The sequence below is a fragment of the Halopelagius fulvigenes genome (assembly GCF_055398025.1).
Genome location: NZ_AP043846.1, coordinates 2,070,011 through 2,096,234, shown reverse-complemented (window position 1 = coordinate 2,096,234; position 26,224 = coordinate 2,070,011). Strand labels below are relative to the sequence as shown.

Annotated in this window: 26 protein-coding genes, 1 tRNA gene and 1 pseudogene; 7 read left to right on the top strand and 21 right to left on the bottom strand. The window is 65.5% G+C overall.

Features of this window, described 5'->3' with window-relative positions; genetic code table 11:
- The 6 genes from ACZ522_RS15595 to ACZ522_RS15570 form a co-directional block, all read right to left on the bottom strand.
- Positions 1-1,371, bottom strand: a complete 1,371-nt coding sequence (locus tag ACZ522_RS15595; protein WP_379697602.1) for a lysine N(6)-hydroxylase/L-ornithine N(5)-oxygenase family protein — start codon at positions 1,369-1,371, stop codon at positions 1-3.
- Positions 1,368-2,003 carry a GNAT family N-acetyltransferase gene (locus tag ACZ522_RS15590; protein ID WP_379697604.1) on the bottom strand — a complete coding sequence of 212 codons (636 nt, stop codon included), beginning with the start codon at positions 2,001-2,003 and terminating at the stop codon, positions 1,368-1,370. The genes ACZ522_RS15595 and ACZ522_RS15590 overlap by 4 nt, the downstream gene beginning before the upstream one ends.
- Positions 2,000-3,817 carry an IucA/IucC family protein gene (locus ACZ522_RS15585; protein WP_379697606.1) on the bottom strand — a complete coding sequence of 606 codons (1,818 nt, stop codon included), beginning with the start codon at positions 3,815-3,817 and terminating at the stop codon, positions 2,000-2,002. The genes ACZ522_RS15590 and ACZ522_RS15585 overlap by 4 nt, the downstream gene beginning before the upstream one ends.
- Positions 3,814-5,301, bottom strand: coding sequence for a pyridoxal phosphate-dependent decarboxylase family protein (locus ACZ522_RS15580; RefSeq protein ID WP_379697609.1), 1,488 nt, complete (start codon positions 5,299-5,301; stop codon positions 3,814-3,816). Before ACZ522_RS15580 ends, ACZ522_RS15585 begins: the two co-directional genes overlap by 4 nt.
- Positions 5,298-6,671 (bottom strand): diaminobutyrate--2-oxoglutarate transaminase, encoded by a 1,374-nt coding sequence (locus ACZ522_RS15575; protein WP_379697612.1) that lies wholly within the window; start codon positions 6,669-6,671, stop codon positions 5,298-5,300. The genes ACZ522_RS15580 and ACZ522_RS15575 overlap by 4 nt, the downstream gene beginning before the upstream one ends.
- Positions 6,672-7,221: 550 nt before the next feature.
- On the bottom strand, positions 7,222-7,578 hold the full coding sequence (locus ACZ522_RS15570) for a DUF7344 domain-containing protein (RefSeq protein WP_379697614.1): 357 nt from the start codon (positions 7,576-7,578) through the stop codon (positions 7,222-7,224).
- A 153-nt stretch (positions 7,579-7,731) separates the two neighbouring features.
- Here ACZ522_RS15570 and ACZ522_RS15565 point away from each other — a divergent pair, with 153 nt between their 5' ends.
- Positions 7,732-7,863, top strand: coding sequence for a hypothetical protein (locus ACZ522_RS15565; RefSeq protein ID WP_379697617.1), 132 nt, complete (start codon positions 7,732-7,734; stop codon positions 7,861-7,863).
- Between the two features lie 19 nt (positions 7,864-7,882).
- On the opposite strand, the gene ACZ522_RS15560 is transcribed toward ACZ522_RS15565, so the two are convergent.
- Positions 7,883-8,230 carry a DUF7344 domain-containing protein gene (locus tag ACZ522_RS15560; RefSeq protein ID WP_379697619.1) on the bottom strand — a complete coding sequence of 116 codons (348 nt, stop codon included), beginning with the start codon at positions 8,228-8,230 and terminating at the stop codon, positions 7,883-7,885.
- 597 nt (positions 8,231-8,827) lie between these two features.
- Here ACZ522_RS15560 and ACZ522_RS15555 point away from each other — a divergent pair.
- The 3 genes from ACZ522_RS15555 to ACZ522_RS15545 all read left to right on the top strand — a co-directional run bounded on the left by ACZ522_RS15555 (position 8,828) and on the right by ACZ522_RS15545 (position 10,102).
- Positions 8,828-9,484 carry a helix-turn-helix domain-containing protein gene (locus tag ACZ522_RS15555; RefSeq protein WP_379697621.1) on the top strand — a complete coding sequence of 219 codons (657 nt, stop codon included), beginning with the start codon at positions 8,828-8,830 and terminating at the stop codon, positions 9,482-9,484.
- 67 nt (positions 9,485-9,551) lie between these two features.
- The gene (locus ACZ522_RS15550) at positions 9,552-9,962 is read left to right on the top strand and encodes a DUF7344 domain-containing protein (protein WP_379697623.1); all 411 of its coding nucleotides are present in this window, start codon (positions 9,552-9,554) and stop codon (positions 9,960-9,962) included.
- Positions 9,950-10,102, top strand: a complete 153-nt coding sequence (locus tag ACZ522_RS15545; RefSeq protein ID WP_379697625.1) for a hypothetical protein — start codon at positions 9,950-9,952, stop codon at positions 10,100-10,102. Before ACZ522_RS15550 ends, ACZ522_RS15545 begins: the two co-directional genes overlap by 13 nt.
- 263 nt (positions 10,103-10,365) lie before the next feature.
- On the opposite strand, the gene ACZ522_RS15540 is transcribed toward ACZ522_RS15545, so the two are convergent.
- The 8 genes from ACZ522_RS15540 to ACZ522_RS15505 form a co-directional block, all read right to left on the bottom strand.
- A tRNA-Gln gene (locus ACZ522_RS15540) sits at positions 10,366-10,438 on the bottom strand.
- Between the two features lie 185 nt (positions 10,439-10,623).
- The gene (locus ACZ522_RS15535; RefSeq protein WP_379697628.1) at positions 10,624-10,830 is read right to left on the bottom strand and encodes a hypothetical protein; all 207 of its coding nucleotides are present in this window, start codon (positions 10,828-10,830) and stop codon (positions 10,624-10,626) included.
- A gap of 76 nt (positions 10,831-10,906) precedes the next feature.
- A complete protein-coding gene (locus tag ACZ522_RS15530; RefSeq protein WP_379697631.1) occupies positions 10,907-11,347 on the bottom strand; it encodes a metal-dependent transcriptional regulator in 441 nt (146 codons plus the stop codon).
- 37 nt (positions 11,348-11,384) lie between these two features.
- Entirely contained in the window at positions 11,385-11,882 is a 498-nt protein-coding gene (locus tag ACZ522_RS15525; protein ID WP_379697633.1) for a ferritin-like domain-containing protein, read from the bottom strand.
- 176 nt (positions 11,883-12,058) lie between these two features.
- On the bottom strand, positions 12,059-13,270 hold the full coding sequence (sufD, locus tag ACZ522_RS15520) for a Fe-S cluster assembly protein SufD (protein WP_379697635.1): 1,212 nt from the start codon (positions 13,268-13,270) through the stop codon (positions 12,059-12,061).
- Between the two features lies 1 nt (position 13,271).
- Positions 13,272-14,702, bottom strand: coding sequence for a Fe-S cluster assembly protein SufB (gene sufB / locus ACZ522_RS15515; RefSeq protein WP_379697637.1), 1,431 nt, complete (start codon positions 14,700-14,702; stop codon positions 13,272-13,274).
- Positions 14,703-14,733: 31 nt separating this feature from the next.
- On the bottom strand, positions 14,734-15,651 hold the full coding sequence (locus ACZ522_RS15510) for an ABC transporter ATP-binding protein (RefSeq protein WP_379697639.1): 918 nt from the start codon (positions 15,649-15,651) through the stop codon (positions 14,734-14,736).
- 194 nt (positions 15,652-15,845) lie between these two features.
- Positions 15,846-18,557: a DNA-directed DNA polymerase gene (locus ACZ522_RS15505; RefSeq protein ID WP_379697642.1), complete on the bottom strand. Its 2,712-nt coding sequence runs from the start codon at positions 18,555-18,557 to the stop codon at positions 15,846-15,848.
- A 227-nt stretch (positions 18,558-18,784) separates the two neighbouring features.
- Here ACZ522_RS15505 and ACZ522_RS15500 point away from each other — a divergent pair, with 227 nt between their 5' ends.
- Together ACZ522_RS15500 and ACZ522_RS15495 are read left to right on the top strand one after the other, a co-directional pair.
- Positions 18,785-18,973 (top strand): DUF7331 family protein, encoded by a 189-nt coding sequence (locus tag ACZ522_RS15500; RefSeq protein WP_379697645.1) that lies wholly within the window; start codon positions 18,785-18,787, stop codon positions 18,971-18,973.
- A 217-nt stretch (positions 18,974-19,190) separates the two neighbouring features.
- Complete coding sequence (locus ACZ522_RS15495; RefSeq protein WP_379697648.1) at positions 19,191-19,709, top strand: DUF7346 family protein; 519 nt, start codon at positions 19,191-19,193, stop codon at positions 19,707-19,709.
- Positions 19,710-19,739: 30 nt separating this feature from the next.
- On the opposite strand, the gene rad50 is transcribed toward ACZ522_RS15495, so the two are convergent.
- The 5 genes and pseudogenes from rad50 to ACZ522_RS15470 all read right to left on the bottom strand — a co-directional run bounded on the left by rad50 (position 19,740) and on the right by ACZ522_RS15470 (position 24,624).
- Positions 19,740-22,424, bottom strand: a complete 2,685-nt coding sequence (gene rad50, locus ACZ522_RS15490) for a DNA double-strand break repair ATPase Rad50 (RefSeq protein ID WP_379697651.1) — start codon at positions 22,422-22,424, stop codon at positions 19,740-19,742.
- A complete protein-coding gene (gene mre11, locus ACZ522_RS15485) occupies positions 22,425-23,903 on the bottom strand; it encodes a DNA double-strand break repair protein Mre11 (RefSeq protein ID WP_379697654.1) in 1,479 nt (492 codons plus the stop codon).
- On the bottom strand, positions 23,900-24,097 hold the full coding sequence (locus ACZ522_RS15480) for a hypothetical protein (RefSeq protein ID WP_379697657.1): 198 nt from the start codon (positions 24,095-24,097) through the stop codon (positions 23,900-23,902). Before ACZ522_RS15480 ends, mre11 begins: the two co-directional genes overlap by 4 nt.
- A gap of 16 nt (positions 24,098-24,113) precedes the next feature.
- Positions 24,114-24,335 (bottom strand): annotated as a pseudogene (locus ACZ522_RS15475) (hypothetical protein); the annotation flags it as partial.
- A gap of 25 nt (positions 24,336-24,360) precedes the next feature.
- Positions 24,361-24,624 carry a MarR family transcriptional regulator gene (locus tag ACZ522_RS15470; protein WP_379697660.1) on the bottom strand — a complete coding sequence of 88 codons (264 nt, stop codon included), beginning with the start codon at positions 24,622-24,624 and terminating at the stop codon, positions 24,361-24,363.
- 175 nt (positions 24,625-24,799) lie between these two features.
- Here ACZ522_RS15470 and pan1 point away from each other — a divergent pair, with 175 nt between their 5' ends.
- Entirely contained in the window at positions 24,800-26,017 is a 1,218-nt protein-coding gene (gene pan1, locus ACZ522_RS15465; protein WP_379697663.1) for a proteasome-activating nucleotidase Pan1, read from the top strand.
- Positions 26,018-26,064: 47 nt separating this feature from the next.
- On the opposite strand, the gene ACZ522_RS15460 is transcribed toward pan1, so the two are convergent.
- Positions 26,065-26,211 (bottom strand): hypothetical protein, encoded by a 147-nt coding sequence (locus ACZ522_RS15460; protein ID WP_379697665.1) that lies wholly within the window; start codon positions 26,209-26,211, stop codon positions 26,065-26,067.
- Between the last annotated feature and the right edge of the window lie 13 nt (positions 26,212-26,224).

Genomic DNA, 26,224 nt, shown 5'->3' with positions numbered 1-26,224 from the left:
TTAATCGTCCTGCGTCGGTGTGTGGGTCGGTTCGCTCCCGCGCTCGCGGGAGGCGCCGGGCGCGCGTTCGACGAACTGTTCGACGGAGAAGTCCTGATAAACCGTATCGGTGTCCTCGGGGTAGGCGTCGCGTCCGACGAGCCGATTGACGAACGCCGCGTTGCGGTAACAGCCGAGGCCGAGGTCGGGGACGCCGACGCCGTGCGTGTGGAGTTCGGCGTTCTGGAGGAACACGTCCCCCGGGACGTCGATGTCCAAGCGGTGGTCCTCGGTCACCTCGTACCGACCCCGCTCGTCCCAGTTGATGGCGTCGTCGAGCGGTTCGAGGAACTCCGGGACGAACCGCTCGTAGCCCGTCCCGAGGACGACGACTTCGCTCTCGTGGACGAACGACTCCTCGGCCTGCCACTGGCGGCAGTCGAGCGCGTACGCCCCGCCCGCGGGCGCGATATCCCGCACCTCGGTCATGGCGAAGAGACCGACGTCGGGCTCCCTGTCGCCGATGGAGCGCCGGTAGAGCAGGTCGTATATCTCGGCGCTCGTCTCCGGGTCGACGCCCTTGTACAGCAGGTCCTGATTCGGGATGAGGTCGTCTTTGACTGCCTGCGGGAGGTCGTAGACGTACCGGTCGTACTCGGGCGTGAAGTGCTGGAGGCCGAGCTTCGAGTACTCCATCGGGAAGAACCCCTCCGACCGGGTCAGCCAGTCGAGGCGGTAGCTGTGGTCCGACTGGCGCTCCAGGAGGTCTTGAAACACCTCGGCGGCGCTCTGTCCCGACCCGACGACGGTGACCGAGTCGGCCGCGAGCGCTCGCTCGCGGTTGTGGCGGTACTTCGACGTGTGGAACACGTCCTCCTCCGGGTGGCCACGGAGGTGTTCGGGGACGGACGGTCGGGAGCCGATTCCGAGAGCGAGGCTCTCGCCGCGGTACTCGAACCGTTCGCCGGTATCGGGGTGGCGGGCGGTGACGACGTAGTGGTCGCGGTCGGCGTCCCACCGAACCTCGGTGACCTCGCGATTGAACCGACAGCTGTCGAGGTTCGCTACGACCCACCGGAGGTAGTCGTTGTACTCCCGCCGGGGGATCTGGAACGTCTCGTAGAAGTAGAACTCGTAGATGCGGCCCGTCTCCCGGAGGTAGTTGAGGTAGCTGTGGGGGTTCGTCGGGTCCGCGAGCGTGACCAGATCCGCGAGGAACGGCACTTCGAGCGTCGTCCCCTCCAGCAGCATCCCCTCGTGCCAGTTGAACTCGGCGTCGCGTTCGAGGAAGGCGGCCTCGACGTCCTCCTCGACGCCGTCTATCATGGCCGCGAGGCCGAGGTTGAACGGTCCGAGGCCGACGCCGACGACGTCGTACGCCTCGTCGGTCATTCGGCGCTCACCCCCCGCGTCCGCGCAGTCGTCGGGTCGGCGAGCACCTCGGACTCGAACCGATCGCGCTCGCAGACCAGCAACAGCGCGTCCTTCTCGGCTTCGTCGAAGCGGAACTCCGTCCGCGGTTCGAACCCGCACTCCTCGAAGACGTGGACGACGCGTTCGTTGCGGACGTCCGGTTCCGCGATCACGCGGTCCGTCTCGGGGTGGCGGAACTGCATGGCGACGACCGCCCGCATCAGCGGGAGCGCGTACCCGCGGCCCAGGTACTCCTCGGGGCCGATGAGCAGGTGGACCCCCCGGTCGGCCGGGTCGGCGTCGTAGTGGTTCGCCACGTCGTCGTCGGCCGCCCAGTAGCACTCCCAGTAGCTCATCGGGACGTGGTCGAGACAGCCGACGTACGGCGTGAGGTGGTCGTCCGCGAGTTTCTCCGCGAGGCGGTCGCGGAACGCGGGCAGCGGTAGGTCGAGCTGCCAGTACGGTTTCACGTGGTCGCTCCCGAGCCACGCGTGGAGGCGGCCGAGGTCGCGCTCCAACGACGCCGGACGGAGCGAAATCGTCTTCTCGATGCTTCGGTCGTACGTCTGGTAGTCGTACGCCGCCGCGATGGTCGCGTCTGGGCCTGTCATCTGTCGAGTTCGGTGACGAGCGGGTTCTTCACGTCTGCGTAGACGGACTGGTTCTCCAGGTCGTTCTCCAGTTCGTCCAATCCCCGGAAGCGGGTGAGCAGGTTCGCCTTGCAGGGGACGGTCGGCGACTCCAAGAGCGGGTCGAGGAACTCCGAGGAGGGGCGGTCGTACCGTTCGCGCGCCCGTTCGAGTTCGTCGCGGAGGAGCCCCAACAGGCGTCGCTCCCCGACGAGGCCGGCGGAGCCGAACGCGTTGACCACGCCGAGGGCGTTGTTGAGAATCACGTAGTAGCGGAGTCGCTCGTCGGCGACGGCGTCCGAACAGACGGTGTCCGCGCGTTCGCCGACGCTGGGCAGGTACGCTTCGACCTCGGGATAGACCGACGCGGGGAAGTAGAAGCCCTGATTGTCGCGGTAGCGGAACTCCGCGGGGTACCCCTCCTCGTCGAGCGTGAGCACGGAGTTCTGCTGGTGGGCCTCGACGCCGACCCCCTGTGCGAGGTAGAGCCACACCACGGGGCGGACCGATATCCGAAGGTAGCGGCGGAACCACTCCGCGCTCACCTCGTCGGCGGGCCGGCCCTCCCGGTCGGCGATGGACGCGACCAGCCGACCGAGACGTGAGCGCCCGGCGACGGCGTCCTGACAGAGCGAGACGAGCGGCGTCGCGTTCTCCGCGGCGTCGCCTCGGAACGGGTTGGCCCGCAGGACCGTCTCCAGCCCCGACTCGCGCCCGTCGCCGACGTCGAGCGCGAGGTACGCGGGGTCGCGCACGATATCGAAGTCCGGGAACGCCGCTTCGAGTTCGTCGCCGAAGTCGGTGTCCAGCAGTTCGGCGACGGCGACCCCCCGTTCGAGTTCGGGGCGCTTGTTCGTCCGGACGGAGTTCGTTATCTGCACGTTCAGCGACGACTTCACCATGAACGGGGCGTCCTCGCTGTAGAGCGTCCGGACCGACGTGGTCGGGTAGAACTCCCGACCGACCGCTCCGAGGTGTTCGAGCCCGTCGCCGAGATGGCGCCGGACGCGCTCTCGTTCGAGGAGGTGCTTCGCCTGCCACGGGTGGACGGGCAGGAGCGCGTCCTCGCTTTCGACGTGTTCGGCGACGAACGACGCGGGGACGTCGGGGTCGTCGCGGAGGGCGTCTTTCACCCACGCCGCGGCGCTCCGGTCGAGCGCCGAGTCGGCCGAGACGAGGTCCGGGGCCGCCCTGAAGTAGTGCAGCGGGAACGACCCGCGCAGTTCCGGCGCGTACGTCGCCCGATTTCGCGCCGCGATGCCCCGCCGACTCTTCGGCGTCGGGTGGCGGTGGTGGCCGAAGACGAGCGCCTGCTCGGCGTCGCGGAACGAGAGCTGTTCGGCGTAGAGTCGCTCCTCGTCACCCCCGCGCGCCGCGACGAACGACTCGACGCTTCGCTTGCTGCGGAGGACGCGCTCTAACAGCTCGTCCGGGACGGCGTCGCCGTCGCTCGCGACGGTGAGGTCCTTCACCACGAGCGACGCGAGCGTCGCCGCGTCGGCCGGATGCGCCTTCTTCTCCTCCGCGAGGCGGTACCGGACGGGCGTCTCGAACAGGTGACGCTCGGTCGGCGAGCGGTGTACGAGCGGCGCGAGTAGTTCGACACCCTGCTCGGGGAGCGTCGTGCGGAGGATGCCGTCGGGACCGGGTTCGACGCCGCCGACGGCCGCGTCGGCGACTTCGTAGTCGCCCGTCTCGCGCAGGTAGCAGTTGAGGAAGGCGTGGACGGTGGCGGCGTCGGCCCGGTCCGACGGGTCGACGTCGGACTCCCCGCGCCGTTCGGCTCCGAGGCTCACGCCGCCACCTCCCGGTCGGCGGCGACGGCGGACCCGCAGTCCCGAACGGCCTCCAGCATCGCTGCGACGTCGTCGAGCGTCGCGGTCGGGTTCAGGAGCGTGAACTTCAGGCTGGTCACTCCGCCGACGTCGGTCCGGGCCACGACCGCGCGGCCGTCCCGGAGGAGCTCCCGCCGAACGGCGGCGTTCAGCCGACTCACGGCCCCGTCGTCCATGCCGTCCCGCGGGCGATAGCGGAAGACGACGGCGTTCAGCGTCGGGTCGCCCAGCAGCTCGAAGTCGTCGGCCGCGTCCACGAGCTCCGCGGCCTCGTCGGCCAGTTCGAGGGTCCGTTCGACGAGGGTCGCCAGTCCCGTCCGCCCGAGGGCGCGGAACGCGACGTAGGGCTTCAGCGCGTCGAAGCGGCGCGTCGTCTGGACCGACTTCGCGACGAGGTTCGGGACGCCCGCCTCGTCGTGTTCCTCGGGGTTGAGGTACGCGGCGTTGCGGGCCATCCACTCGAAGTCGTCGCCGTCGCGGAGCAGGAACGCCCCGCAGCTGATGGGCTGGTAGAACAGCTTGTGGAAGTCGACGGCGACGGAGTCCGCCCGCCCGATTCCGTCGAGGAGGTGGTCGTAGTCGTCGCTCAACGCGAGGGCACCGCCGTAGGCCGCGTCCACGTGGAACCACAGGTCGCGTTCGGCCGCCCGGTCGGCGAGGGCCGCGAGGGGGTCGACGCTCCCGAAGTCGGTGGTCCCCGCGGTGCCGACGAGGGCGAACGGTTCGGCGTCGCGTTCGTCGAGCTCCGCGAGCGTCGAATCGAGCGCGTCGGGGTCCATCCGACGGTCGTCGTCGGTCGGAACGGTGACCACCGCGCGCTCCCCGAGTCCGAGGTGGTGGGCGGCCTGCTTCCCGGTGAAGTGCGCCTCCTCCGAGCAGAGGACGCGGAGCGATTCGGCCGCCGCCGGGAGGCCGTCGGCCTGCACGTTCCGACCGAAGCGCCGGTCGCAGTGGCGGTCCCGGGCGAGCAGCAGTGCCTGAAAGTTCGACTGGGTGCCGCCGCTCGTGAAGACGCCGTCGGCCCCCGCCGGGAGCCCGAACAGGTCGCAGAGCGCGCCGACGACCCGTTCTTCGAGGACCGTCGCGGCGGGCGCTTGGTCGAAGGAGTCGAGCGACTGATTCGTCGCGGCGAGAAGCGTCTCCGCGACCAGTCCGGGAATCATCGGCGGGCACTGGAGGTGGGCCGCACAGCGAGGGTTCGACGCGTCGACGGAGTGGGCCAGAACGCGCTCCGTCACCTCGTCTATCGCCGCGTCGAGGCCGCGCCCGTCCTCCGGAACGACGGGGTCGTCGAACTGCGCGGCGAGCGCGTCCGGCGACGTTCCCGAGTAGGGGTCGTCGCCGTCGGCGAAGGAGTCGAGGACGGCCTCGACCGCCCGACCCATCGCCTCGCGGTACGCGGCACCGCCTCGGTCGCTCCCGAGGAACAGTTCGTCGGCGCTCATGCGGTCACCTCCCGCGTCGAACGCCGCCCGTTGGCGACGGCCTCGACGGCTTCCTCGAAGATGGCCGCGACGTCGTCGGCCTGCCCTTCCGAGAGGATCAACGGCGGGAGGAAACGCGCCGTGGCGCTTCCGCGGCCGCCGAGTTCGACGATGAGGCCGCGCTCGAAGCACTCCGCTTGGACCGCTTCGGCGAAGTCGCCGTCGGGCGCGTGCGGGCCCGGACCCCGCCAGTCGGCGTCCTCGTCCACGAACTCGACGCCGAGCATGAGGCCCCGGCCGCGAACGTCGCCGACGGCGTCGAAGCGGTCGGCGGTGGACTCGAGGCTCTCGCGCAGGCGGGCACCGACCTCGGCGGCGCGGTCGTCGAGGTCATGTTCGAGGACGTAGTCGATGGTCGCCTCGCCGGCGGCCATCGCGAGTTGGTTCCCCCGGAAGGTACCGGCGTGAGCCCCCGGCTCCCAAACGTCGAGCGACTCGTCGTAGACGACCACCGCCAGCGGGAGGCCGCCCCCGACCGCCTTCGAGAGAGTGACCACGTCGGGCGCGATGTCCGCGTGTTCGAAGGCGTACATCTCACCCGTGCGGCCCAGCCCCGCCTGAATCTCGTCTACGATCAGGGGGACGTCGCGTTCGCGGGTGATGCGTCGCATCTCGCGGAGCCACTCGTCGGGTGCCGGTACCGCGCCCGCCTCACCTTGGACCGGTTCGAGAATCATCCCCGCGGGCTCGGTGATGCCGCTCTCGGGGTCGTCGAGGAGGTTCTCGACGTATCGGCTCGCGATTCGATGGCCCTCCTCGCCGCCGACGCCGAAGGGACAGCGGTAGTCGGAGGGGTACGGGAGGTGGTGAACGTCGCTCATCAGTCCGGAGATGGGCTCCTTGGCGTCGGTGTCGCCCATCAGGCTGAGCGCGCCGTTCGTCATCCCGTGGTAAGCGCCCTGGAACCCCAGCACGCTCCGGTTACCCGTCGCCGTCTTCACGAGTTTCAGGGCCGCTTCGACGGCGTCGGTCCCCGCCGGGCTACAGAACTGAATCTTCGCCGAGTCGGCGAACGCCGACGGGAGACTGTCGAACAGCGAATCGACGAATCGCTCCTTCGCGGGCGTGGTGATGTCGAGGGTGTGGAGCGGTCGGTCCGCGTTCAGGGTTCGCTCCATCGCCTCGACGACCCTCGGGTGGTTGTGCCCGAGGGCGAGGGTGCCCGCGCCCGCCAGACAGTCGTAGTACTCGTCGCCGTCCATATCGGTCACGGTCACGCCGCGCGCCTCGCGGATAGCCAACGGGAGGTGGCGCGGATACGTTCGCGCGTTGGACTCCCGTTCTGCCTGCTGGGCGAGAATCGTCTCGTTCCCGCGTTCGAGGTAGCTCACGGGGAGCCACCTCCGCGGTTCGGCGTTCCTACCGCCCGGAGCCGTCGCTCCTGCTGTCGAATCTGGCGCATGCCATGTTTTAGGCTCGCCTAAACCATTGTAAATCTGCCGGATTTTAGGGAGCCCTAAAACTGATGTAGATGTCCGTCGTTCGTCGTCCGTATCTAATCTTTCGGACGAGAGACGCGAGGAGGAGGACGCGCCGGGGGAGACGGCGCGAGGGATTCGCGCGACTGCTTTCCGCGTGCGGCGGGCGCGCCGCGAGAGGGATAGGAGTCGCCCTCCCCGCGGAACCGTCGGGGCGGTTCAGTCGGCACTGCGAGAACGAAACGGAGTCCTCTCTCGGCGTCGTTCTCCGTTCGCTCGTCCGAACCCGGCCGTTACGGCGGGCGGTCGAAACCTGGTACTACCGGCACGAGGTGTACGAGAGTACGTCGGACTCCGACCGCGAGTGCGACGGGAAGCCGGCGCCTTGTTCGAGGTGAAAGCGAGAAGGAGTGTACGCGACCGGTAAGCAGCGCCGTCTTCGTCGCGCAGGAACCCGCGTTCCCTAGTCGGGATCGCGCAGGTGGGGGTTGCGGGAGACCGTATAGGGCCACCCTTCTAACTCCGACGCCGCTTTGAGCAACTGATCTCTCCGTTCGCTCTTGGTGAGGGACACCTCGTCCTCGTTCTGTTCGATGATGCTCAACTCGCGTAACAGGGGGAAGTGAAAGTGAACTAATCGGACGTGGGCGCGTTCGATGTCCTCCTCGCTGAGCGATTCCGGCGAGATACGGTGTCTGCGGGCGGCGACCCGGCGAGCGAGCTCTTCTTCGGCCACCCCTCCGTCCGTGCGTACGAGTTCGTGGAGCAGAATCTGACGGTCAGCGCTGCCGAGGATCCGAAACGCCTCCGTCTCCTTCATCAGTACACGGAAAACGATTTTCGTTGATAAAGCAATCGTGGCTAGGTGCTTGGGTATCCGCCACGATATCCTCCATATACCATCAAAACTGAAGTGTGTTGTCATCTGCCACTGATAGACGTAGACGGGTTTCGGACGACGTGGGCCGACGACGTGACCGAAAGCGTCGTCCTCGCGTCGGATTCGGGCATCACCGCCGCGGCGTTCGACGAGACGCTCGCAGAGCGCTCAACCGACGCCCGATCCGCCGCTCTCTCCCCGAATCTGGAGACTGTGGACCCCTGAAGACCGCGAAAGAGAGGCGTTAGATGTCGGTGAGCGTTTCGACGGCGCGTCGTGCCGAACTCGTCTCCTCAGTCGGAACGGCGAGACGGTCCTCGGGGGAGTACTCGAGAACGCCCGCCTCGTCTAACTTCGGCAGGTGGGAGTGGTGCAGTTTGATCTTCAGTCGCTCTCGTTCCGACCGAGAGGGGCCGTCGAGCGATACGTTCCGAGTCTCCGCGGCGACGCTCTCCGCCAACAGCGAGAGGCTCACGGGGGCGTCCTCCTCCGCGAGGATGCTGACTACGGTTCGTCGGTCTGTGTCGTCCAGGACGGCGAGATAGTTACGAAGCGGTTGGTCGGACGAAGCGCCGTCTTGTTTGACTGCCATTCTATCTCTACAACCGTTCCGCACCCCTGAAAGGTACGCGCCTAAAATAATTGGGCGGGTGGTGACTGTCCGCCGAGAGAAGAGTTCTCGCCGCCCTACAGACGAAGGACCGGTCGTCGCGCCCGGTCGGTGGGGCCCTCCGGCGCTCGGTTATCCGACAGTACGGGAAGCGTGGGTTGGGACGTCGGAGTAACATGTACGCGTTCGAACCAAAGTGAGTAGGTATCCACGCTACGAGACGGCTCGCCTTACGAACCGGTGATGTACGTCCTCCGCTGCGTCTCTTGCGATTTCAACGCGACTGTCGATTCACTCTCCGGCGCACTCGATATCGTCGAAAGCCACCAGGACAGATACGGTGACCATCACTTCGTCGAGTTCGACAAAGTATCGGAAGACGAGTGAGCCGCGATTCGTCACCCGGACGCGCGGGTCTCTCGTCGCCGGTAACCCGCCCATCTCTCTCGGGGCAGCATCTGCTCACTAGGTGGGGACTCGGTCCGTACGGAAGTCCGACCGTCGAGGAGCCAGTCTGCGACATCGCCTCGTTTGCACTGTCATCAGTCCTTTACTGATAGCGAGTAACGATTCGGACGTATGGCTACCGAGGCGACGTTTACGGTCCCGTCTAACCAGTTTCCTCTGGGAACCGTGTTCGAACAGTTGCCGGGAGTGACGGTCGAACTGGAGCGGATCATTCCCGCGCGAGACGTGGTGATCCCGTACTTCTGGGTTCGGGGGGTGGAAACCGACGACATCGAGGGTGCGTTTTCCGAGCATCCGGGAGTGAGGAAAATCCAATTCGTCGATGCCGTCGCGGACGAGTATCTGTTGCGTGTCGAGTGGGCGATCGACTACGACGACGTGCTCACTACACTGACGGAGACGAAGATCGCGCTCATCGAGGCCGTCGGCACGGACCGGCAGTGGACGTTCGACATCCGAGGAGACGACCGACAAGACATCGCGGAGTTCCAACACCGCTGCCGGGAGTTAGAGATACCGATCACGCTCACGAAACTACACGCGCTCACGCCCCTCGAGTCAGAAACCGAAGCCGCACTCACTGACACGCAACAGGAGGCACTGGTGCTCGCGTACGAGCGAGGATACTTCAATACGCCGCGCGACGTAACGATGGAAGACCTCGGCGCCGAACTCGGCATCTCCCAGCAAGCGGTCGCGTCCCGACTCCGTCGCGGAATCAGTTCGATCCTCGGAAGTACGCTGCCCCATACCCGACCTCCGGAGTAACTCACCTTATAAATGATTTGTATACCCAAAAGTAGGGGTGAACTACACAAGTCAGCTAGGTACTCTAATGAGTAGGAGTCTCTCCGAGTTCGATACGATACTCGACCTCTGTGAAGATAAGCATCGTCGTATCGTCCTCGCAGTCCTCGCAGAACAGCAGCGGTCGTTAACGATGGACGACCTCACCAAGATGGTCGTCAAACACGACCACCAGACGCCGCTGACAGAGATCTCCGGCGAGATAGTGACGCGGATCAAGATCGGCCTGCGTCACGCCCATATCCCGAAGTTAGAGGAGGCCGGACTCGTCGACTACGACTCCGATCGGCAACTAGTCGAACCGACGGCCGAGTTCGATCGGGTAGAGCCCCACCTTTCGGCGATCCTCGGTGCCGATCCCGAGCTTGCAACATCGCTGTGGGAGGAACGTCCGGCCTGCGTCACAGAGTCGAACGAGGATGGAGAATGGACCTCCTGATGTGTCGGTCCTGCGGCGAGTTCACAGAGGCGATCGAAGAAGACGGAACGTTGGTGCCCAGGAAAGACGAGTGTCAGCACTGCGGGGGGACAGAATTCAAGGACAACAGTACCGGGAAGACAGTTCGACTCGGCGACTAGAACGGCAATCGTAACGAGCGGTATCTCTCGGACGTAGTCTGAGGGCGGTTTGTATATCCCTCTCAATCAGTTAGTTCAGGCCACTCCCACACGGGACAGGGGGTGTGCGATAGCATCCTGAATCCACCGTCCGCTATTTAGCTTCACTTCGTTCAGACAGAGCACTCCCGGGCGGATCCGAACCGCCAAACTCGCATTCGCTCGTCCTCTAGGTCATAAATCCGCGTAGGCCACTATCACTGCTCGCTGACGCTCGCAGAAAATAGTCCCGGGCGGATTCGAACCGCCGTCAATGGCTCCAAAGGCCATTATGATTGGCCACTACACCACGGGACTTCGTCGTGTTACTCCTCGTCCCGTGTACCTCGTGAATCCTTCGGATTCACTCACCACCACGGGACTGCGCTTCGCTCGTCCCCTGAGACTCGCGATTCCACGGAACCGCTCACCACCACGGGACTGCGCAGTATCTACTCGTCGGTCCGCCTTTGAAAACCCATCGGGTTCGGCCGACCGCGGGGTCAGTCGATCGCGAGGTCCGGGTCAGAATCGAGTTCGTGTTCGACGGAGAATCCCCCGCAGTTCGGGCAGACGTGGTACTCTACGTCGTACGAGACGCCGCATCCAAGACAGACGTACGGATACTCGGTGGTCGTCGTCCCCACCCCGTCTCTGGGCCCCAGTCCGGCGAGACGGAGGAGACGACCGATAGTTGCTGTCCCATCCATACTCGGACGCAGGAACTGGATTCCCTTAATCGTGGGTGACACTTGCAGCTTCGGCTACCTGTTTGCTCGCGGTGAATTAGTCCGCGGGCTTCTCCTCGGCCTCCGGAAGCTCCAGATACTCGCAGGCGTCCGTCTCGGCGTCGAAACAGTCGGGGCACTCGCCGTGCCGGTCGATGATGGTGTCCAGTCGCTCGGCCACCGTCCCGTCGATGACGGGTTCCAGTTCGCGGGCCTCCGCGCGGAACGACTCCACGTCGAGGACGTTCGCGAGGAACCGTTCGATGATACAGTAGGTCTGGAGGGCGTCCCGGGCGCGGACGATTCCCTCGTCGGTGAGGGTGACGCCCTTGTACTTCTCGTGTTCGGCGAGTCCGCGGTCCTCCAGTTTTCCGATCATCTCGTTCGCGCTGGCGGGGCTGACGTCGAGCATGTCCGCGAGTGCGCCGGTCGCCGCCGGGCCGTCCTCCATCTCTTGCAGTAGGTAGATTGCCTTGACGTACTGGTCTGCGGTGTTCATCGTTTACCTCCGTCTCGGTGTGGGTGTCTGATCGCGCTCATTCGCGCTGCTCCATTATCTTGGTCACCGCCTCGACGCCGTCGGCCTCCTCGTCGCGTATCTCCGTGAGCACGGAGATGAGGCGGTCTCGGTCGACGGTGAACTGCGCGTCGCTCGCTCGAATCGCACCGATGAGGTCGTCGTAGAACTTGTAGGCGGTCTCTTCGTTGCACAACTGGTCGTAGAGGACGCCGTCGAAGTCGTCGGGCTTCGTCTTCCCGTACTGCGCTTCGACGAGCGTCTCGATGTCCTCGAAGGGGACGCTCTCGGCGTCGAGTTCGTCCACGATGGACGCCAGACGCTCGCGGTGTTCCGCGGACTCCTCCGCGGCGTGTTCGAGGAGGTCCTCTAACTCCTCGTCGAGCGCTCTGTCCTCGTCGGCGAGCGACTGGTAGTGGTGGTACGCGCGGGCCTCGACGACTTCCTCGAGTACCACGCCGATCTGGAGGAGGCGGGCGAGCTGGTGGTCCGAGGTCACCCGGTGGCCGACGCTCACGCCCCACACCCTCCGTTTGCGTGCGATACCCTGTCGGTCATACCTTTTGCTCCGCGTGTGACGGACTTAAGCGGTTCCCTCGCTCGCCGTCGGGCTCTGTCGTCGGATTCGCGCGGTGCGACACGGTCGATCCGTATCCGAGAGAAGGAAAGAGAGCGGGAAAAGGTGCGGCTTACCTACCGCAGGCGCGCCGCGATGAGTTCGCGCAGGTCGTCGCGGAACTCGTCGACGTCGATCTCCTCGAGGACGGGGACGAAGAAGCCCTCCACGAGCATGTTGCGAGCCTGCCGGTCGGGGAGCGCCCGAGAGACCATGTAGAAGAGGTCCTCTTTGTCCACCTGACCGACCGTCGCGGAGTGACTCGCTTCGGTGTCGTGGTTGTGGATGATGAGCTTCGGGGACGCGTCGGCCTCGCTCTCGTCGGAGAGCATCAGCGTGTTCTCGCGCTGGTAGGAGTTCGTGTCCCACGCGTCGCGGCCCACGTCCTGGACGCCCTCGTACACCGACCGCGCCTCGTCGTCGAGGACGCCGCGGGTCACGAGGTCCGCCGTCGTGTGCTCGGCGTTGTGCCAGACGCGCGCGTTCACGTCGAAGTGCTGGTCCTCGTGGCCGAAGAACGCGCCGACGATCTTCGTCTCCGAGGAGTCGCCGTCGAGGTTCGTCTCGATGTCGCTCCGCGTGAGACGGGAGCCGAGGTTACCCTCGATCCAGTTCAGCGTCGAGTACGTGTCGGTCGTCCCGCGCTTCAGCGTGTAGTTGTACGTCTCGTCGTCGAGGTTCTGGAGCGACCCGTACTGGACGTACGAGTTCTCGCCCGCGTCGACCTCCACGAGGTTGCTGAAGTAGCGGTCGCCGTCTACGCCGTCGTCGCCGCTCTCGATGCTCTCGAGAATCGTCACGGAGGAGGACTCCTCGGTGACCACGAGCGTGTGGCTGAACAGCGACCGGGAGTTCATCTCCGCGCGGATCTTCACGTCCTCGGCGTCGACGTCCTCGGGGACGTAGATGAACGTGCCCGTCGTGAACAGCGCCGCAGACAGGGCCGTGAGGTAGTTCGACTCCGGTTCGACGATGGAGCCGAACTTCTCCTCTATGAGGTCGCCGTACTCCGAGAGCGCCTCGGTGAAGGGGAGGACTTCGACGCCCTCCGCGGTGACGCGCTCTGTGGTGTCGGCCTGGTTCAGCGGGTCGACGAGCTGTTCGAAGTCGAGCGCTTCGAGGTTCGTCCAGCGCCGGCCGGGCGTCTGGATGACGTCCGGCAGCGGCGCGTCGTCGAGCGCCGACAGCGCGTCGAGGCGGGTTTCGAGGAGCCACTCGGGCTCGTCGCGTTCCTCCGAAATCGTCCGAACCGTCTCCTCGGAGAGGTTCGCTGGTAACTGCGCGCTCATATTATCCGAGACTACCCTCCATCTCCAGTTCGACCAAGCGGTTGAGTTCGACCGCGTACTCGATGGGCAGTTCCTCCGTGATGGGCTCGATGAAGCCCGAGACGATCATCTGCTTCGCGTCGTCGTCGTCCAGACCGCGCGACTGGAGGTAGAACACGTCCTCGTCGCCGATCTTGCCGACGGTCGCCTCGTGGGCGACGTCCACCTGACTCTCGTTGATCTCCATGTACGGCATCGTGTCCGAGGTGGACTCGTTGTCGAACATCAGCGCGTCGCACTCCACCGCGGTCGAGGAGTTGCGCGCGCCCTCGGAGATGTGGACGAGGCCGCGGTAGTTCGTGCGGCCGCCGTCCTTCGAGATGGACTTCGACTCGATGGTCGACTTCGTCTCGGGGGCGTTGTGGTACACCTTCGCGCCGGTGTCGATGTTCTGGCCCTCGCCCGCGAAGGCGATGGTGATGTGGTTGTCCGAAGCGCCGCGACCCTTCAGTATCGTCGCGGGGTAGAGCATGGTGGCCTTCGAGCCCATCGAGCCCGAAATCCACTCCATGCGGCCGTTCTTCTCGACGATGGCGCGCTTCGTGTTCAGGTTGTACGTGTTCTTCGACCAGTTCTGCACGGTCGAGTACTGGACGTGAGCGTCCTCGCCGACGAACACTTCGACGCCGCCGGAGTGGAGGTTGAACGCCGAGTACTTCGGGGCGGAACAACCTTCGATGTAGTGGACCTCCGAGCCCTTCTCGGCGACGATGAGGGTGTGCTCGAACTGGCCCATCCCCTCGGAGTTCATGCGGAAGTACGCCTGAACCGGCATGTCGACCGTGGTGTCCTCGGGGACGTAGACGAACGACCCGCCGGACCAGATGGCGCCGTGGAGCGCGGCGAACTTGTTGTCGCTCGGCGGGACGCACTTCGTCATGAAGTACTCCTTGACGATGTCTTCGTGCTCCTGGACCGCTTGGTCCATGTTCATGAAGATGACGCCCTTGTCCTGCCAGCGCTCCTGCATGTTCTGGTAGACGACTTCGGACTCGTACTGAGCGCCGACGCCCGAGAGGGCGTTCTTCTCGGCTTCCGGAATGCCCAGTTTGTCGAACGTGTCCTTGATCTCGTCCGGCAGCTCCGTCCAGTCGTCGACGCTTCCGCGCGTCTCGACGTCCGGTCGGATGTACGGGATGATCTCGTTGACGTCTACTTCCGAGAGGTCAGGCTGGCCGGGCCAGTCCGTCGGCATCGGCATCTCCTGGAAGTGCTTCAGCGCGCGGAGGCGTCGCTGGAGCATCCACTCGGGTTCGTCTTTGTCCTCGGAGATGACCCGGATGGTCTCCTCCGTGAGACCCTTTTCGGCTTGGAAGGAGGAGCTCTGCTCCTTCTTGAACTCGAAACGAGCCTCGGTGTCTGTCTCTTTGAGGTGGTCTTGATCGGAACTCATTTTCTTAGTAGTACCTTGGTGTCTGGCCTTATCAGGCTGTCCCGTACACTTCCTCGCGAACCCAGTCGTACCCCTCGTCTTCGAGTTGCTCTGCGAGGTCAGCGCCGCCGGATTTCGCGATTTCGCCGTCCAGCATGATGTGGACGTGGTCGGGTTCGACGTAGTCGAGGATGCGCTGGTAGTGGGTGATCTGGAGGATGCCCGTCCCCTGCTCGTCGCGGAGGGCGTTGATGCCCTTCGAGACGTCCTGCAGGCGGTCGATGTCGAGACCGGAGTCGATCTCGTCGAGGACCGCGAGCGACGGTTCGAGGATGGCGGCCTGAAGCACCTCGTTCTGCTTCTTCTCACCGCCGGAGAAGCCGGCGTTGAGGTACCGCTGCATGAACTTCTCGTCCATGTCGAGCAGTTCCATCTTCTCTTTCAGGATCTGCTGGAACTCCGCGACGCCGACTTCGCCCTCGTCCGCGGGGCCTTCCATCGGGGACGTCTCGTAGCCCGACTCCTCTTCTTCCTCGTCCGCCTCGGCCTCGTCTTCGTCCTCGAACAGCTCCTCGCGTTCTTCGATCTTCGCGTTGAGGGCCGTCCGCAGGAAGTTCGTCATCGTGACGCCTTCGATTTCTGCGGGGTACTGGAAGCCGAGGAAGATACCGAGCGCCGCGCGCTCGTTCGGTTCCAGTTCGAGGAGACTCCACGTCAGTTTGTCCTCGGGGATGTCGAAGTCCTCGCCGAACTCGTCTTCGCTGAGATGGAGAAGAATCTCGCCCTCGGTCACCTCGTAGGCCGGGTGACCCGCGATGATCTTCGCGGTCGTCGACTTCCCGGACCCGTTGGGGCCCATGAGCGCGTGAATCTCGCCCGACTTGACTTCCAGGTCGACACCACGAAGGATTTGCTCGCCGTCCTCCTCCGCGACGCGCGCGTGGAGGTTCTTGATTTCCAGTGTAGCCATTGTTGTCTCGTTGCCTCGTACTGAAACGTGGGCTAGTGCGACCCATAATGCTTACGGATTCACAGCAGACGCTTTGTCCGAGAGAAAATTAATTTTCTTTTCGGGAAAGGGAACGCGGAGACGGAGACGTTCGTCCGGGTTTCGGTGGACCGAACAGAATGTCCCTCGACGGCGATTTCGGGCGTCGGGCGCGGTTACGTGAAGCTCCCGAGGCCGGTCTGCTGTTGGCCGGACTTCACTTCGTCCCACGACATCCCGAGTGCCTCGATGATGCGCGCGATGGGACCCTTCAGCGTCTTGTCGAGCATCTTGTCCCAGTCCACCTCGAACTCCTCGGGGACCTGGTCTTCGTACTCGAAGCAGATGACGTCGGGGTCGCGTTTGAACTCCTTGTACAGGTCGTCCGACTGCGGGTCGAACCTCCCGTCGGACTCCATCTCTCGGAAGAAGGAGGGGTGGACCTTCCGCAGGTAGAGACGCTTCGGCTTCGACCCGCGGTCGAAGTTCGTCCCGAGGAGCAGATTCGCGTACTGCGCGCCGCGAACCTGCGCCGTCGCGGTGTCGTACGCTTCGAGGCGTTTCCCGATGCCGCCGGGGATTCCCACCTCGTCCAGCGGTAAGTTCCCCTTCTGGAAGTCCTCGATGACGTCGTGGACGTAGTCTTTGATGACGTCGTTGTCCTCGCCGTACACGATCATCTCGATGACCCGCTTTTGGACCTCCTTCGTGATGGGCGCGATGTCCGAGCGCTTGTACTCGAAGCCGGTGATGTCGATGTCGTCTACGTCCTTGCCCTCCTTCCAGACGATGTGGCCGGCGTAGCGCTTCTTCTTGCCCGCTTGGAAGAACCGCCGGTAGAGCTTCTCGAACTCGATCTGGAAGCGGTGCTCCTCCGCGCCGAGTTCCTCGCTGGCGAAGTCGTCGTAGGCGTCGTTGATCCGCTCTTCTATCTCGAAGGACTGCTCTATCGCCTCCTCCTTGGAGACGTCCGGGCCGAGTTCGAGCATCACGGAGTCGGTGTCGCCGTAGGCGACTTCGTGGCCCATCTCGTCGGCCTTCGCGTCGGTGAAGTTGATGACCTCGCGTCCGGTGGCGGTCACCGCCGCGCCCATCTCCTTGTCGTACAGGCGGAAGCGGTCCCACCCGAGGACGCCGTACAGCGAGTTCATGATGACCTTCACCGCGGCCTGTTGGCGGTCGAACTGCTCGTACGCCGAGGAGTCCGGGTCGTGGTCGTTGCGGCGGCGCTTCTTCTCCTCGCGTTCCGCGAGGAGTTCGTCCACCATCTCCCGGATGATGCCGTCGGGTTCCTTCCGGAAGTGCGTCCCGTTCGGCGCGCGGAACGTCTCCCCGTCGTACGCCTCGGGGTCCACCTTCGTCTCCGGCGACGCGTTGATGGTCACCATGCACATCGGGTACAGCGACTTCAGGTCGAGGACGGTGACGTTCTCCTTGACGCCCGTGATGGGGTCGAAGACGGCCCCGCCCTCGTAGTCCTCGGACTCCTGTTGACCCTTCGACGGCAGGGCGAACTCGCCGTGGACCTTGTGCAGGACGTAGATGTCCACGGTGTCGCCCGGCGTCGGCGCGTCTTCGAGTTTACAGCCGACGAACGTCCGCACCTCGTCCCAGAAGGCGACGATGTCCTGTTTGCGGTCTATCTCGACGCAGAGTTCCACGTCGCGGACGTTGTACTCCAACAGCCTTTGGGGGTCCTGTTCCCAGAGGTCGCCGATGCTGCCGGAGTACCGCTCTTTGCCCACGTCGAGTTCGAGTTCGCCCACCGCGTCCAAGCGGTACGACTCCAGTTCGGTGAACTGCGTGCGCTTGTAGGCGTACAGCAGGTCGAAGACGACGCGACCTTTCACGTCCGGGCCGCCCCATCCGCTTCGCCACACCTCGCCGAGGCGGGAGAGTCGGTCCGGATCGAGGTCGTACTCGGAGGTGGGGTCTACGACCTCCATCCGGTCGAGGAAGTACGGCATGTCGAAGTCCTCGAAGTTCCACCCCGTTAGCACGTCGGGGTCCGTCTCCTCGATGTAGGAGACGAACTCGTGGAGCATCTCGTCCTCGCGGTCGTACGCGCGAATCTCCACGTCAGTGTCGGACTGGAGGGGTTCGTAGTCGCCGAGACCCGCCGGGGACTCAACGCCGTCGCCCGCCTCCGGCGCGTTGTACAACCACGCGATGTACTCGTCGCGGTAGGAGTCGTGGGAGGTGAGACAGACGATGGGTTCCTCGCCCTCCTCGGGGAACCCCGAGCGGTCGTCCACCTCGATGTCGAACGTGTTCACCCGCAGGTCGGCGTCGACGTCCGCGGGTTCTATCTCATCGTGCGGGATCTGGATCGTCCCGTCGTCGAGTTCCCGCGCGGGGACGCGGACGCCGCTTCTGATGTCCTTGTCGATGAGGAGGCGGTTCGGGAAGAGGATGTCCGCCTCGAAGTGCTCGAATTCGTCGCGGATCTGCCCCACGTCGCGGGGCGTCCGAGTGCAGATTTTCGTCAGTTCCTCGCCGCGGATGCTCTCGTACCCCTCCTCGGTGCGCGTGATGACGCTCTTGTCGAGTTTGTCGTCGGAGAGCGTCTCCGTGGGCGCGTAGAAGTACGGTTCGAAGCCGAGTACTCGGACGTGCTTGGTCTCGTTCTCCGGCGTGCGGCCGAAGACGTGGACCACGGGGTACTCGGTGCGACCGGACCCTTCGACGGTGTAATCGACCTGCGTGACCGCGAGTTCGACCGTGCCGTCGGCGTCGGGGAACTTGATGTCCTCCGCATCGATGACCTCCGAGACGTGTTGGCCCGTCTCGCCCGCGACCCACGCGGCCTCCTCGTCGGGGCGCGCGTCGCCGTCGTCGGCGACGGTTCCACCCCCGCCGAAGTCGTCCGTGAGCCCTGCCTGTTTCATGCGCGTTCCTTCGACGTAACGGGCTAAAAACCTCGGCTTTTCGCCGGACGCCGCGTCGGAGTCGCCCGAGGAACGCGGCGACGCGCGCCCGGGCGAACGGGGCCAAAGATCCTAATTCTCGGTGCGCCGGGCGAGACGCCGCAAGTCGTCGGAATCTGCGATTCCAACCGGCGAGGGGTCTAGACGCAAAACATATACCGTGCTATGACATACCATGGGCTAGAACGATGGCCGACCACGCAGATTCCGAGCGGACGAATCGGTCGCAGGCCGCCGCATCGCGGCCCAGCGAGACGAACGGACTCGACGCCGTCGAGTCCTACGAGGTGGACGGCGGGGTGGTCTTCTACGACCCCCAAAATCCGCTCGCGTGGGTCGAAACGTCGCAGACGTACGAACTGGAAGACTGTCTGTAGACTCGCGGACGGAGTCGCACTCGCTCTCGGGTTCGCGACTCCGCCGGACTCGTTCTTTCGACGCTTTCGCACTCTCTCCGAGGACTCCCGACGCCACCCGCGCAGGTTCGGACGCGGCCGACGCCGCCGACATGAAGCGGACGGAACGTCGCCTCCAACGAACGAACGACGACTATCAGGCGGAATCTCTTTCCGCGGGTCGCTCCTCCGTTCGACCATGCAGACGGTTCGTGACGACGCCGGGAAGCGCTACCTCCTCGTGAAGCGGTCCGGCGAATCGAGTCGCATTCGGGACCCCGAGACGGGCGAGGAGCGGTACCGCTCGAACGACGAACTCACGTTCGAGGGCGTATCCCCCCTCGTCACCGCCGCCGACGCGGTTCCCGACTCGGTCCGGCGGGTCCTGACCGCGACGCACGACGACCGCTCGCTCGGACTCCTCGTGGAACTCGCCGACCGGGGTCCGCTCTCGGTCGCGGAACTCCTCGACGCCTACGACCTGTGCGAGTCCGACCTCCACGGCCTCCTCGGGGAGTTCCGCGCCGCCGGCCTCCTCACGGAGACGCGCGTCCACGGCGAACGCGGGTACGACGCGACGGAGACGACGCGCGACGCCGTCTCTCGCCTCCGGGCGGCGGCGGACGACCCCGAATCGACCGACGACGACGGCGGGCGGCGGCGGTTCGACGGCGAGACGACCGAGGCAAAGACGACCGAAGCCGAGAGGGAAGAGTAGCGGTTCCGGAGGCGGCGCGACACCCGCCGCTCAGTCGTCGGCGAGTGACGCGGCGGCCGCGAGGTCGGCGGCGTCCTCGTGGCGGACGGACGACCGGTTCGTCGTCGGGTTCTTCTCGACGGTGACGAGTTCGTCGGCGGCCCCGACGAGTTCGTCGTCGTGGCTGACGATGATTATCTGGCGGACGCCCAGTCCGCGCATCTCCGCGACGAGGTCCACGAGGCGCGAGACGTGCCCCGAGTCGAGGAACACCGTCGGTTCGTCGAGGATGAGCGGCGGCATCGGGGCGGCCCCCTCGATACCCTCGGCGAGCAGTCGGTAGATGGCGCATCGCAGCGAGAGGTTGAACAGGGCGCGTTCGCCGCCGGACAGCTGTTCGGGGTCGAGCGCGGTGCCGTCCTTCTGGAACACGGTGAGCTCGTACTCGCCGTCGAGGCGGATTCGAGAGTAGGCGTCGTTACCGTAGACGAGGTCGAACGTCTCGTTCAGCATGCGTTCGAGGCTCTCGACGTTCCGGCGGCGGAGTTCCGCCCGCAGGTCGCCGTACATCGCCTCTAACTCCTCGGTCTCCTCGCGGAGCGATTCGAGCGCGTCGACGCGTTCGGCGAGCTCCGCGCGGTCCTCGCGCAGCGCTTCCAACTGCTTCAGTTCGCCCTTAACGCCGCCGATATCGTTCTGCAGGCCGTCGCGTTCCTCGCGAAGTTCCTCCAGCTTCACCTCGACTTTCTCCAGATACTCCTCGGCGTCGTCCCGTTTCTGCTCGGCTTCCGCCACCTTCTCCTCGTCTACCTTCTCCGCGAGTTCGCGCCGCCGTTCTCGCTTCTCGGCGAGGAACTCCCGGCGTTCGTCGTTCCGGTCGGCGATGTCCTCGCGGCGTTCCCGGAGGCGTTCGACGCGCTCCTCGGCGTCGGAGCGTCGCTCCCGAAGGTCGTCTATCGCGTCGAGTCGCTCCCGTTCGGCGTCGAGTTCCTCCAGGTCGGATTCGAGGTCGGACACCGTCTCTCCGACCTCCGCGGCGGCCTCCGCCTGCGTCTCGGCCGCCTCGCGTTTCTCTTCGGCCTCCGCGTCGAGCTCTTCGGCGCGTTCGCGGTTGGACTCGGCCTCCTCGCGCTTTGACTCCACCTTCTCGCGCGCGTCGGCGATGCGTTCCTCGAACAGGCTCCGGTTACGACGGAGCTCCTCGATGCGGTTTTCCGTCTCCACGAGGCGTTCGGCCGCCTCGAACCGTTCCCGGAGCAACTCCCTGCGCTCGCGGGAGGAGTCGAGTTCCGACTTCAGTTCCTCGATGCGCGCCTCGTACTCCTCGACGGAGTCCACGTGCGGGGAGTCCTCGACCGGTTGGCCGCACTCGGGGCACTTCCCGGCGTCCAGCAGTTCCTCGGCGTCGGCGAGTCGTTCGCGGACCGACTCCAGTTCCGCCTTCGCGTCGGCGACGTCGTCGCGCACCGCGTCGAGTTCCTCCAGAATCGACTCTTTGTGATCCGCCGCCTCGCCGACCGAGGCGGGGGCGTCGTCGAACCGGGCCGTCAGGTCGTCGAGTTCTGACTCCAACTCGTCGAGGTTCGACTCCCGCGTTTCGAGCTCGGCGCTCGCCTCCTCGGCCTCGGCGTCGAGTTCCTCGGCCCGACTTCGCTTCTCCGCGGCGCGCGACTCGAACTCCTCCGCGCGTTCCGCGAGTTTCTCGGCCTGATTCGAGAGCATCGTCTCCCGCTTCCGCGCGTCGGTCAGCTCCTCGCGTATCTCGTCTTCGCGCGCGCGCAAGTCGTCGCGGCGGGATTCGACCGCCTCCTCCTCGACGGACGCCAGTCCCTCGGCCTCGCGTCGTTCTTCCAGCGTCGACTCCAGCGTCTCGATTCGCTCGCCGGCGTCCCGCACGTCCTCGCGCAGGTCCTCGCGGGTTCGCTCGTCGGCCGCGATGGACTCCCGAAGGTCCTCGATGTCCGATTCGAGGGCGTCGAGCTTCTCGCGCCGTTCCTCGTACTCCGAGAGGATTCGGTCGTTCTCCTCGTACGTCTCGCGGGCGCGTTCGCGGTTCCCCTCGAAGCGTTCGATTTCGGACTCGACCTCCGAGAGGTCCGTCTCCAACTCGTTCAGTCGGTCGTGGAGTCCGGCCTCCTCCTTGGCCTCGATCTGGGAGTCGAGTTTCGATAGCGCGCCGCGCTTCTCGCCGAGGACGTCCTCGATGCCGAGGCGCGCCTGCCCGGCGCGTTCGCGGTACTCCTCCAGTTTCCCGAGTTGGAGGAGGTCGTCTATCATGTCCTGCCGTTGGGCCGGCGTCGCGTTGATGAGTTTGTTCACCTCGCCCTGCCGGACGTACGCGCAGTTGACGAACGCCTCCGCGTCCATCCGGAGGAGGGAGGCGACGAACGAACGCACGTCGCGCGCGCCGTCCACCTCGACGCCGGGGCCGTCGAGCGTGCAGGTCGCCGTCTGCACCCGGTCGCCGGACCGGCGCAGGCGGCGTTCGACGTGGTACTCCTCGCCGTCGTGGGTGAACCACAGCTCTATCTCCGTCTCGTCCTCGCCGGTCGTCATCACGTCGCCGAGGTTCTCGTCGAGGGCGTGCGCGCCGTAGAGGGCGAAGAAACACGCCTCCAGAAGGGAGGACTTCCCGCTCCCGTTCAACCCGTGGATGACCGTGACGCCGTCCGAAAGCTGGAGGTCGGTGTCGTCGTACGGCTTGAAGTTCCGGAGTTTGATTCGGTCGAAGCGCATCTAGAAGTCCTCCATCGTGAACTGCCCGTTCGCCTGCGCGTCCCGTTCCGTCTCCGCATCCGGGTTCGGATCCGCGTTCTCGTCCGCCTCCGGGTTCGGATCCGCATTCGTCTCCGCATCCGGGTTCGCGTCCGCGTCACCGTCCGCCGTCGCGTCGGCGTCGGGTTCGGCGTCCGCACCTGCTTCCGCGTCGGCCGCCGCCGCGCGTCCGTTCTCGGCGGCGGCCACCGCCTCGACGGCCGTCTCGTCCGGCGGCGACGGCGTCTCCTCGGCGGAGGCGGCGTCCGCGGTTCCGTCTCCCTCGGTCGAATCTGCCGCGTCCGTCTCCGAATCCTCGCCGGCGTCCGCGTCCGTCTCGGCCGCCTCGGCCGCCTCGAACGCCGACAGGTCCCCCTCGTCCGCGAGGGCGGCGACGCGCGACCGGACCTCCTCGCGGACCTTCGAGTCGGGCGTCTTGCTCGCGCGAATCGTCTCGTCCACGTCGAGGGCGGCCGTCGAGAGGCCGAGGTCGGACACTCGCTCTCGCACCGCGTCGTCGGGATCGGCGAAGGAGACGTCCAGCGACGAGTCGGTCTCCAGTTCGCGGCGGTCGGTCACGCGGGCGATTAGCGCGCCGCGTTCGGCGGCGAACTCCTCTATCGAGGCGGGCGTCACCGGTTCGCCCTCGCCCGTCACCTCGACGACGACGACGGCGTCCGTCAGGTCGTATTGGCGGACCTGTTCGCGGACGCGTTCGACGCCCTCGCCCTCCTTGAGTTCGACCGAGACGAACCGAAACGGCCGGGTGTTGAGCGACTTCCGGCGGATGTCTACCTCGCCGTCGAGGGCGACGATGTTGTACCCGCGTCCGGGTTCCTCGCTGGTGCTCGCCCGTTCCGTCGACCCGCAGTAGGTGACCCACGTGTCCCGCACCTCCTCGACGCCCGGCGCGTGGTTGTCGCCCAGCAAGACGGCGTCGAACGAGACGTTCGACTCCGAGAGGACCGTCTCCGTCTCCCAGTTCGCGTGCGCGAAGGGGGTGAACAGTCCGTGCGCGACGAGGACGGTGTGGGCGGCGTCGTGCGGTTCGAAGTCGTACGTCAGGTCGTCGCGGCGCGACTCCGGCACGTGGTCGAGTCCGTAGAAGGCGGTGTCGCCGACCACTCTGGGTTCGCGCCCGAGTCGTTCCGCGAGTCCGAGGTTCTCGAAGAGGTCCAACCACTGTCCGCCCCGCGTCGATTCGTGGTTGCCGACGATGGCCAAGAACGGTACGTCCGCCTCGTCGAGGCGGCGGAGAGCGGAGAGCGTCCCGAGCAAGTCGCGGAGTTCGGGCCGCCTGTCGTGGAACAGGTCGCCCGCGTGGACGACGGCGTCCACGCCCTCCGAGACGGCGTCTTCGACCACTTGCTCGAAGGCGTCGAGAAAGTCGCGGCGGCGTTCCGGCGAGTGGTACTGCTGGTACCCGATGTGGGTGTCGCCGGTGTGTATCACCCGTGTCATCTGTCCCGAGGTTGGCCAGCGCCCGGTAAAACCGTTCCGCGACCAGAGCGAAACTGGTCGGCGTCCCCACCCTCGGCGTCGGTTTCGGCCGCCGCCCGGAGTCGCCGGAGGACGGCGAGTGCGCGACGGCCGCGTTCGACCGCCGCCTCGTCGCCCGCGGCGCGGGCGTTCCCCAACGGCGCGCGCGAGGGCATCGACGTTCCCCTCGGCGACGAACGCCGCGGCGTCGCGCGCGCACGGCAAGCGCGCTACCGCGTCGTCGATGGTCGCCTCGTACGACGCCCCCCTCCGAGGTGCGGTCCCCTCGGCGAGTTCGCGGAGGGCGTCCCGAACCCCCTCGTTCGGGTCGGATGCGGCCGCGGCGGAGTCGGACGCGACGGCGTCGAAGTCAGATACGTCGGCCGTCGTCTGGCGTGGTGGCGTCTGCGTCACGGGGCGAATGACCCCGTTATCTGACTTAAATGTTCAGCGTGTAGAGACGCTTTCGCGCGTCGGAGAAGGAGAACCGGGAGTCGACGGCGTCGGCGTCCTCCAGTCGGGAGAGGGCGTACCGGACAGTCCGCGGCGGCAGAAGCGTCTCCTCGGCGAGTTGGCTCTGCGTCATGGTGTCGTTGTAGTCGAGGACCTTCGCCACGAGTTTCGCGCTTGGGGGCATCTCCCGTATCGGCTCCCATCGGTCGGAGGTCCCTTCCTCTGCGGCGACTGCCTCGGTGGTGCTCATTCTGCATCTCACTCGGAGATGTAGCCTAATAATATTTGCTGTATAGAAATATTACCTAAGCGAATATTAAACGATTGAACGCTAGCGCGAACGAAATGGCTGAAACGACGTTCGTCCCGGCGAGAGGGTTAGGGCTACCCGAAGCCTCTTATGAACCCGTCCCCTACGGCTGGTGATGACCGATACTGTGGACGACGTCGAACTTCCGTACGATGAGGAGACGACGTCGCAGCAGGAGAAAATTAAGGCTCTCCAAGAGCGCCTCGAAATTCTCGAATCTCAGAACGAAGAGATGCGGGACAAGTTGCTGGACGCCAACGCGGAAAACAACAAGTTCCAGCAGAAACTCGAACGCCTCACGCACGAGAACAAGAAACTCAAGCAGTCGCCGCTGTTCGTCGCCACCGTCCAAGAGATAACGGACGAGGGCGTCATCATCAAGCAACACGGCAACAACCAGGAGGCGGTCACGGAAGTTACCGACGAGATGCGCGACGAACTCGAACCGGACTCGCGCGTCGCGGTCAACAACTCCCTCTCTATCGTCAAGCGTCTGGACAACGAAACCGACGTTCGGGCGCGAGTTATGCAAGTCGAACACAGCCCCGATGTCAGTTACGAGGACATCGGCGGCCTCGAAGAGCAGATGCAGGAAGTCCGCGAGACGGTCGAGATGCCCCTCGAACGCCCCGAGATGTTCGAGCAGGTCGGCATCGACCCGCCGTCCGGCGTTCTCCTCTACGGCCCGCCGGGCACCGGGAAGACGATGCTGGCGAAGGCCGTCGCGAACCAGACCGACGCGTCGTTCATCAAGATGGCCGGGTCGGAGCTCGTGCACAAGTTCATCGGCGAGGGTGCGAAGCTCGTCCGGGACCTCTTCGAGGTGGCCCGCGAGAACGAACCCGCCGTCATCTTCATCGACGAGATAGACGCCATCGCCTCGAAGCGGACGGACTCGAAGACGTCCGGCGACGCCGAGGTTCAGCGCACGATGATGCAGTTGCTCTCTGAGATGGACGGCTTCGACGAACGCGGCGAGATTCGCATCATCGCGGCGACGAACCGCTTCGACATGCTCGACCCCGCGATTCTCCGCCCCGGTCGGTTCGACCGCCTCATCGAGGTGCCCAAGCCGAACGAGGAGGGTCGCTCCATCATCTTCAGAATCCACACGCGCAACATGAACGTCGCCGACGACGTGGACTTCGAGGCCCTCGCCGAGATGGCCTCCGACGCCTCCGGCGCCGACATCAAAGCCGTCTGCACCGAGGCCGGGATGTTCGCCATCCGCGACGACCGCACGGAGATATACATGACCGACTTCGTGGAGGCGTGGGAGAAGATTCAGGCCGAGGCCAACGAGGAAGACGCCGTCTCCCGAGCGTTCGCGTAACCGCACAGCCGACCGACCTTCTCCGTTTTTCGACCGCCGAGCGGCCGCTACAGCGCGCTGAACAACAGGTACGGCACGACGAACAGGGCGAGAAACATCGCGGCGAGGACGAGGAGATAGCCGACGCCCGTCCCCGCGCCCGCGCGCCACGCTTGCGACCCGAACCGCCCCGTCTCTGCGTCGCTCTCTGCCATACGTTCGCCTCCG